This window comes from Amycolatopsis sp. NPDC059027 (genome assembly GCF_042739735.1).
Classification (GTDB): domain Bacteria; phylum Actinomycetota; class Actinomycetes; order Mycobacteriales; family Pseudonocardiaceae; genus Amycolatopsis.
This window is the reverse complement of the sequence record NZ_JBHYIK010000109.1, coordinates 12,659-21,012: the sequence shown is the minus strand read 5'-3', so window position 1 is coordinate 21,012 and position 8,354 is coordinate 12,659. Positions and strand designations below refer to the sequence as shown.

Here is an 8,354-nt window from a genome sequence, read left to right as displayed (position 1 = left end):
TGCCACCCCCGCCCTCTTGTTCATACTGGGGGTGCAATCAACCCGCCCCCACCACCACTTCTTCCCGCCCCCCGGGGCCCCCCGGCCCCCCCGCCGCACGGAAGAGGACACAACGAACATGCCGAAGATGAAGACGCACAGCGGGACGTCCAAGCGAGTCCGCGTCACGGGCACGGGCAAGCTGCGCCGCCAGAAGGCCGGCCGTCGCCACCTGCTGGAGAAGAAGTCCAGCCGCCTCACCCGGCGCCTCGAAGGCACCACCGAGGTCGCGAAGAACGACGTGGGCCGCGTCAAGCGCCTGCTCGGCCGCTGACCTCAATGCATTTGCTCTGAACACCCCGGGGCGTGGGTGCGCCCCCCGAGATTGACAGGATGGACCCGTGGCACGCGTCAAGCGGGCGGTCAACGCCCAGAAGAAGCGTCGCGCAACTCTCGAACTGGCCAGCGGTTACCGCGGCCAGCGTTCGCGGCTGTACCGCAAGGCCAAGGAGCAGACGCTCCACTCGCTCAACTACGCCTACCGGGACCGCCGCGCCCGCAAGGGTGACTTCCGCCAGCTGTGGATCACCCGGATCAACGCGGCGGCCCGTGCCAACGGCGTGACCTACAACCGCTTCATCCAGGGCCTCAAGGCCGCCGGTGTCGAGGTGGACCGCAAGATCCTCGCCGACCTGGCGGTCAACGACGCCGCCGCGTTCACCGCGCTGGCCGAGCTGGCCAAGGCGAACGTGACGACCGGCGAAGCGAAGTCGGCCTGAGCAGCCCGTTTTCCCGGCCCGGGGCGGCTCCGTTCACCGAACGGACCCCCCGGGTCGTTGCTGCGCGCAAGCTGACCCGGCGCGCGGAACGCGACAAGACCGGCCGGTTCCTCGCCGAGGGCGCCAACGCGGTCGAAGCCGCGCTCGCACACGCCTGGGACGGTGGCGGCACGGTCCACGAACTGTTCGTCACCGAACGAGCGGCGGCGCAGCACGGGAACCTGCTCGCGGTGGCGGACGAGGCCGGTGTCCCGGTCTCGCCGATCACCGACCGCGCCGCCGACGGACTCTCCGAAACCGTGACCCCGCAAGGGATCGTCGCCGTCTGCGCCCTCGTCGACCGTCCACTCGAGACGGTCGTGGCGGCCGGTGCGCGGCTGGTCGTCGTCCTCGTCGACGTCGCCGACCCCGGCAACGCGGGCACGGTGATCCGCGTCGCCGACGCCGCCGGTGCCGACGCGGTGGTCCTCGCGGGCGACAGCGTCGACCCGCACAACGGCAAATGCGTCCGCGCCGCCGCGGGCAGCCTCTTCCACCCGGCCATCGCGCGGGTCCGCGACGTCTCCGCCGCGCTGGAGGCATGCTCGTCAGCCGGGCTGCGCACCCTCGCCGCGCACGGCTACGCCGAGACCGAGCTGGACCGCGTCGACCTCGCACCGCCGACCGCGTGGGTGTTCGGCAACGAGGCGCACGGCCTGCCCGCCGAAGTTCTCGGTGCCACCGATCTCGCCGTGCGGATTCCGTTGTACGGGCGGGCGGAGAGCCTGAATCTGGCGACGGCGGCCGCGGTGTGCGTCTACACCACGGCGATGGCCTCGCGTCAGCCGAACGGGTAGCACCCGGCGGTGTGCCCTCGGTGCTATCCGACCGGTGTGTTCATCCCTTGGTGACCACCGAGGGGCCTGCCAAGGGCGACGGGCCGGTCACCGATGGGATCCCATAGAATTCCCCCGCTTGAAGATTCAGCGTGTGCGGCGGGGCCGTCGCCACACGGCCCGACCAGTCCAGCCGGACGCCGAGGAGTTATGTCCGAAGCCAACGACAAGCAGGATGCCCAGCCCGTGGCTGCGCTCGCCCCGGAGACCTTGCGGGGGGCCGTCGAGCGCGCCGAGACGGAGTTCGCGGCCGCGGCCGGGCTCGACGAGCTGGCCGCCGTGAAGCCTGCGCACCTCGGTGACCAGTCACCGCTGCTGCTCGCCCGCCGGGAGATCGGCGCCCTGCCCAAGACCGAGAAGGCCGAGGCGGGCAAGCGCGTGAACGAAGCGCGCCAGGCCATCCAGGCCGCCTTCGACAAGCGCCGCGCCGAATTGCAGGCCGAGCGCGACGAGCGCGTGCTGCGCGAGGAAGCGGTCGACGTCACGTTGCCGTGGGACCGGATCCCGCGCGGTGCCCGGCACCCCATCAGCACCGTCTCCGAGCGGGTCGCCGACGCCTTCGTCGCGATGGGCTACGAGGTCGCCGAGGGCCCGGAACTGGAGGCCGAGTGGTTCAACTTCGACGCGTTGAACTTCGGCAAGGACCACCCGGCACGGCAGCTGCAGGACACGTTCTACGTCGGTGACGAGGACTCCGGGCTGGTGCTGCGCACGCACACCTCGCCGGTGCAGGCCCGGACGCTGCTGCACCGCGATCTGCCGGTGTACGTCGTCTGCCCCGGCCGCACCTACCGCACCGACGAACTGGACGCCACGCACACCCCGGTGTTCACCCAGGTCGAGGGCCTCGCCGTGGACAAGGGCATCACGATGGCCCATCTGAAGGGCACCCTCGACGCCTTCGCCCGCGCGATGTTCGGCGAGAGCTCGAAGACCCGGCTGCGGCCGCATTTCTTCCCGTTCACCGAGCCCTCGGCCGAGGTGGACGTCTGGTTCGAGGAGAAGAAGGGCGGGCCCGGCTGGGTCGAATGGGGTGGCTGCGGCATGGTCAACCCGAACGTCCTGCGTGCCTGCGGGGTCGACCCCGAGGTGTACTCGGGCTTCGCGTTCGGCATGGGCATCGAGCGCACCCTGCAGTTCCGCAACGGCATCCCCGACATGCGGGACATGGTCGAGGGCGACGTTCGGTTCACCCTTCCCTTCGGAACGGAGGCGTAAGTGCGAGTTCCGGTGAGCTGGCTGACGGAGCACCTCGACGTCAGCGAGGAAGTGACGCCCCAGGATCTGGTCGACGCGTTCGTGCGGATCGGCATCGAGGTCGACGACGTCAGCGGGCTCGGCCCGGTGACCGGCCCCCTGGTGGTCGGCCGGGTGGCCGAGATCGAGGAGCTGACCGAGTTCAAGAAGCCGATCCGGTTCTGCCGGGTCGAGGTCGGCGAATCCGCCGACGAGACCGCCGCCGACGAGACCGCGCTCGGCGCCGAAGACGAGGACGACGACGAGGACGGCCCCTTCGAGCACGAGGGCCCGCACGGGCTGAAGACCCGCGGGATCATTTGCGGCGCCAGCAACTTCGACGAGGGCGACCTCGTCGTGGTCGCGCTGCCCGGTGCCGTGCTGCCCGGCGACTTCGCCATCACCGCGCGGCAGACCTACGGCCGCACCAGCGACGGCATGATCTGCTCGGCGCGTGAACTCGGCATCGGCGACGACCACGCCGGCATCCTCGTGCTGCCGCCGGGGACCGCGAGCCCCGGCGACGACGCGCGGGAGCTGCTCGGGCTGGACGACACGGTCATCGAGGTGACACCGACCCCGGACCGCGGCTACGCGCTGTCGATTCGCGGGTTGGCCAGGGAGTTGTCGAACGCGCTGGACGTGCCCTTCGGTGACCCCGGTCAGCGGGAGGTCCCGGAGGCCGACCGCGACGCCTGGCCGGTGCGCGTCGAGGACACCGAGGGCTGCCGCCGGTTCGTCCTGCGCCGCGTCAAGGACCTCGACGCCACCGCCCCGACCCCGTGGTGGATGCGTCGCAGGCTGATGCTGTCCGGGATCCGGTCGATCTCGCTCGCGGTCGACGTCACCAACTACGTCATGCTCGAGCTCGGGCATCCACTGCACGCGTTCGCGACCGGTTCGGTCCAGGGCGAACTGGTGGTGCGCAAGGCGAAACCGGGCGAGAAACTGACCACTTTGGACGATGCCGAGCGCGTGCTCGACGCCGACGACGTGGTGATCGCCGACGACTCCGGCGTCATCTCGCTGGCGGGCACCATGGGCGGGGCGAGCACCGAGATCACGCCGGAGAGCACCGACGTGCTGCTCGAGGCGGCGCACTGGGATCCCGCGTCGATCAGCCGCACCGCGCGGCGGCACAAGCTCTTCTCCGAAGCCGCCAAGCGGTTCGAGCGGTTCACCGACCCGCAGCTGTGCGCCGTCGCGGTCGAACTGGCCGCGAAGCTTCTGCGCCAGTACGGCGACGGTTCGATTCAGCCGGGTCGCACCGATGAGGGCGGCGTCGAGCCGAACCCGCCGGTGACCATGCCGATCAACTTGCCCGATCAGGTGGCCGGGGTCCGGTACGACCGGGGTGTGACGGTCCGCAGGCTGGCCCAGATCGGCTGCAAGGTCGCCGTCAGCACCAGTGACGACGGGGTCGCGCTCGTCACCGCGATCCCGCCGAGCTGGCGCGGTGACCTCGTGCAGCCCGCGGACCTCGTCGAAGAGGTCCTGCGGCTGGAAGGTTACGAGAGCATCCCGTCCACGCTGCCCGCCGCGCCGGCAGGCCGCGGGCTCACCGAACGGCAGCGTCGCCGCCGTGGTGTGGCGCGTGCGCTGGCCGAGTCCGGGTACGTCGAGGTACTGCCGTTCCCGTTCGTCGGCGCGGCGGTGTGGGATGCGTTCGGGCTGTCCGCCGAGGACGTGCGCCGCAAGACCGTGCGGGTGCGCAATCCGCTGGAGGCCGACCGCGACCAGCTGGCGACGACGTTGCTGCCCGGCCTGCTGGACACCTTGCAGCGCAACGTTTCCCGCGGCATGAAGGACGTCGCGCTGTTCCACATCGGGCAAGTCGTGCTGCAGGCGCCGAACCCGGTGAAGGTGCCGGAACTGGGTGTCGACCGGCGGCCCTCCGACGAGGAACTCGCTGTGCTCGAAGCCGCGGTGCCGATGCAGCCGCTGCACGTCGGCGTGGTGCTGGCCGGACAGCGGCAGCGAGCGGGCTGGTGGGGCAAGGGCGAGCAGGCGAACTGGGCCGACGCGGTGCAGGCCGCGCGGACGGTCGCCGAGGCGGCCGGGGTCGAGCTGACCGTGGCCGCCGCCGATCTGCCGCCGTTCCACCCCGGCCGCTGCGCTCAGCTGAAGGTGGGGGAGTGGCCCGTCGGGCACGCCGGCGAGCTGCACCCGAAGGTGGTCGAGGCACTGGGCCTGCCGCCGCGCACCGTCGCGATGGAACTCGATCTCGACGCGATCCCGCTGCCGGACTCGCGCCCGGCGCCGAGCGTGTCGAGCTATCCGCCGGTACTGCTCGACGTCGCGCTGGTCGCCGCCGAGGACGTGCCCTCGGCCGATCTCGCCGAGGCGTTGCGCACCGGGGCGGGTGAACTGCTCGAGGACATCACCCTGTTCGACGCCTACACCGGCGAGCAGGTCGGCGAGGGAAACCGTTCGCTGGCCTACAACCTGAGGTTCCGGGCACCGGACCGGACGCTGACCGTCGAGGAGGCCACCAAAGCGCGCGATGCCGCCGTGGCCGCGGCGGGCGAGCGGTTCGGCGCCACCATCCGCGCCTGAGTGCCCGGCCCGTGGGGAGGACGGTCGTGTCGTCCTCCCCACGGGCGGGATGATCGTCCCGGGCCTCAGTCGGATTCGAGGGTCAGGTCGTACCGGTCGAGTACTTCCCTGACCGGCTGGAAGTACGTGGCGCCGCCGTCGGAGCAGTTACCGGAACCGCCCGAGAGCATTCCCTGGGCTGTCACGTGCTTCGTGCCCGAACCCGAGGACGGCCGGCTGACGAACGACCCGCCGGAGTCACCGGGCTCCGCGCAGACGTCCGTCCGGGTCAGGCCGTACACGATGTTGCCGTGGCCGTAGTTCGCGGTCTGGCCCGTCGCTTCCACGTGGCCGCAGTGCCAGCCGGTGGTGGAGCCGGACCGGCAGACCCGGCCGCCGACGCCGACCACGGCGCTACCGTCGATCCGCACGTCCGAGCCTGCTCCGTAGCGGTCGACTCGCGGTGGGGTCGAAACGTCGTCCTCGGTCACCTTCACGGTGCCGTAGTCGTTGCCGGGGAAGGAGGACTTGGCGACCTTGCCGATGGTCCCGCCGGTGCCCTTGACCGTGCCGCCGAGATCGGTGCAGTGCCCGGCGGTGATCACGAACAGGTCGTCATGGGCGTCGTGGGCGGTGAAGCCCACCGAACACCGGCCCTTGGCGAAGTACAACGCCTGGCCGCCGATGACGGCCCACAGGGGACGTGGTGCCTGAGCGACCGGCCGGACACGCAGCGAGGACGCGCCGGCGGCGGCGACCCAGGCCAAGCCCGCGGCATCGTTGTCCAGCACGTCGACCACCACCTCGTTGCGCGGAACATCGACGTACCATCCGGTCACCGAGGCGGGCACCGCGGTGGCGGTGTCCGCTGCTCTTCGATCCAATGTGGACTGAATGTCCGTCAGGTCCGCGGCACTGTGCCGTACCACTTTCGGTACCCCGCCACCGGTGCGGACCTGATCCGCGCGCGTGGCGTCGGTGATGCCCACGACGAAGACGCCGGTCGCCGGATCCAGCCAGGAACCGGCGAAACCGGCGCCGAGCGAAGCGCGCAGCGACGTCTGCGCGGCGGCGAGCGCGGCCGGACCGGACGTCTCGGTCAGGTCCGGAGCGGTGGCGGCCGCCGGTGTCGCGAAGGCGGCCGCGGCGATCGCGGCGCCGAACAGTGCGGCAACGGTGCGAAGCGGAAACCGATTCACAAAATCCTCCGAGAGAAACAGGAATCGAGAAAACGGGCGGAGCAGAACTGCGAGCGCTCAACGACGTTACGCCGGTCCTCTTCCGCTCGAATAGCGCCGTTTGAGCATATTCGGGCCCCTCGAATGCCGCGTCGATAAGTCATAACCGGCCCGCTCGATCCCTCACAGGAGTGACGCGTGGCCTCTTTTGCTCCAGCGCCTGGCAGTGGTGCGGCCCCCGGATTTTCCCCGTGCTGCTGGATCGTCGCACCGCAATTGTCACCGGATCGGGCAAGTAAGGGAACCCGGACAGCGCAGTCTCTTCGCGAAACAACGCTCACCGGGCACGGCCTGCCTCCTCGCCGGTGCCGAGGTGCTTGAGCGCTTCCCGGCGGGACAGCCCGGACAGCTCGGGATGATCGTCCACAAAGGATCGTACCCAGCCGGGCGCGGTCTTCGCGTAGTCCCGCAGTGCCCAGCCGATGCCCTTGCGGAGGAAGAACTCCTTCTCGCCGATCGAGGCCTCGACGGCGCGGGCGAGGAGTTCGGTGTCGGTGGCCTCCTTCGCGCCGAGCTGGCAGATGATCGCGGTGCGTCTGCGCCACAGGTCCGGATCGATCGCCCAGGCGCGCAGCACCGGGGTGACCGCCGCGGGAGCGCCACGCAGGATCGGGCCGACGCGGCGGGCGGCCAGTTCGTCGACGTAGTCCCACCACGCCCCGGTCACGATCATCTCCTCGTACAGCCCGAGCAGCTCCGGGCCCTGCCAGTGCCGGTAGGCGCGATGGCCGGTGAGATCGATGGCGGCATACCGCTCCTCGCGGTATTCGGCCTCGTGCCACAACGCGCGGACCGTCGCCGCGAACGTTTCCCGGTCGGGAAGGACGTGCTCGGCGAGAATCAGTTTCAGCAAACCGGCGCGCGGTGGTTTCGGCACCCCGCGGTACGGCATCGCCGACTTCATGTACGCCCGCATGGCGGGTGCCTTCACCGGATCGGCCAACGCGGCCAGCCCGTTCCGGACGGCCGAGATCAGCCGCTGGTCCGCGCCCATGTGTGCTCCTTTCGAACCGGGTGCCCGGTCGTCGTCCGCGACGGTAGGCGAAGGGGCCGACAATTTCGGAACGCGGTCGGGTGTGCGCCGAGGGTGAGCGAAAATTGTCGGGGGTGCGCGCTAGCTTCACGGCATGACGATCATCGACGAACACCGGACCGAGGTCCGGCAGGGCAACACCACGTATCAGATCGCGGTCGCGACGCGTAGCGGCGACCGTGCCGAACCCCGGGTGACGATCACCGTGGGCGCGACGGGGCCGGAAGGAGAACAGGTCGCCGACGGGCGGCTCGAGCTCGACGTCGAAGCCGTGCCCGCGGTGGCGGATCTCCTCGCCACGAGCCTGTATGCCTTCGGCGGGGCGGGCGGTCCGCCGCGCCGAAGAGTGCGGGACCGGCCCGCCCGGCAGGGCAGGCCGTGGACCGAAGAGCAGGACGCGGAACTGGAAAACCGGTGGCTGGCGGGCGAAAGCGTCGAGGACATCGCCCGGCACTTCGAGCGGACGCCGGGCGGGATTCGCGCACGGCTGCCCCGGGTCGGCTGCGATCCGGAGCATCCTGGCGAATATCTCCCGGCTCCGCCCAGCCGCCGTAGCGAGTCCGAGGGAGGCGCTGTGGACTAGAGCGCGACGCCGCGGGTGGGGGCGGGGACATCCCCCTAAGCGGGCGGACAGCCCCTTCTGGCCAACCACCGGGGCCACGGGGGGGGGGGGGCAGCC

At 70.8% G+C, this 8,354-nt stretch carries 8 protein-coding genes; 6 read left to right on the top strand and 2 right to left on the bottom strand.

Going from position 1 to position 8,354, the window contains the following annotated elements; translation table 11 throughout:
- The first annotated feature begins 118 nt into the window (after positions 1-118).
- The 5 genes from rpmI (at position 119) to pheT (ending at position 5,425) form a co-directional block, all read left to right on the top strand.
- Positions 119-313, top strand: coding sequence for a 50S ribosomal protein L35 (gene rpmI / locus ACFWY9_RS42115; protein WP_378327023.1), 195 nt, complete (start codon positions 119-121; stop codon positions 311-313).
- 67 nt (positions 314-380) lie between these two features.
- Positions 381-758: a 50S ribosomal protein L20 gene (rplT, locus tag ACFWY9_RS42110; RefSeq protein ID WP_009079612.1), complete on the top strand. Its 378-nt coding sequence runs from the start codon at positions 381-383 to the stop codon at positions 756-758.
- Positions 755-1,594 (top strand): TrmH family RNA methyltransferase, encoded by an 840-nt coding sequence (locus tag ACFWY9_RS42105; RefSeq protein WP_378327117.1) that lies wholly within the window; start codon positions 755-757, stop codon positions 1,592-1,594. The genes rplT and ACFWY9_RS42105 overlap by 4 nt, the downstream gene beginning before the upstream one ends.
- Before the next feature lie 189 nt (positions 1,595-1,783).
- Positions 1,784-2,851 carry a phenylalanine--tRNA ligase subunit alpha gene (gene pheS, locus ACFWY9_RS42100; protein WP_378327022.1) on the top strand — a complete coding sequence of 356 codons (1,068 nt, stop codon included), beginning with the start codon at positions 1,784-1,786 and terminating at the stop codon, positions 2,849-2,851.
- Entirely contained in the window at positions 2,852-5,425 is a 2,574-nt protein-coding gene (gene pheT / locus ACFWY9_RS42095) for a phenylalanine--tRNA ligase subunit beta (protein WP_378327021.1), read from the top strand.
- A gap of 65 nt (positions 5,426-5,490) precedes the next feature.
- On the opposite strand, the gene ACFWY9_RS42090 is transcribed toward pheT, so the two are convergent.
- Together ACFWY9_RS42090 and ACFWY9_RS42085 are read right to left on the bottom strand one after the other, a co-directional pair.
- Positions 5,491-6,603: a S1 family peptidase gene (locus ACFWY9_RS42090; RefSeq protein ID WP_378341509.1), complete on the bottom strand. Its 1,113-nt coding sequence runs from the start codon at positions 6,601-6,603 to the stop codon at positions 5,491-5,493.
- 316 nt (positions 6,604-6,919) lie between these two features.
- On the bottom strand, positions 6,920-7,636 hold the full coding sequence (locus ACFWY9_RS42085; protein ID WP_378341508.1) for a DNA alkylation repair protein: 717 nt from the start codon (positions 7,634-7,636) through the stop codon (positions 6,920-6,922).
- A 133-nt stretch (positions 7,637-7,769) separates the two neighbouring features.
- Here ACFWY9_RS42085 and ACFWY9_RS42080 point away from each other — a divergent pair, with 133 nt between their 5' ends.
- On the top strand, positions 7,770-8,258 hold the full coding sequence (locus ACFWY9_RS42080) for a helix-turn-helix domain containing protein (protein WP_378327018.1): 489 nt from the start codon (positions 7,770-7,772) through the stop codon (positions 8,256-8,258).
- The last annotated feature ends 96 nt before the right edge of the window (positions 8,259-8,354 follow it).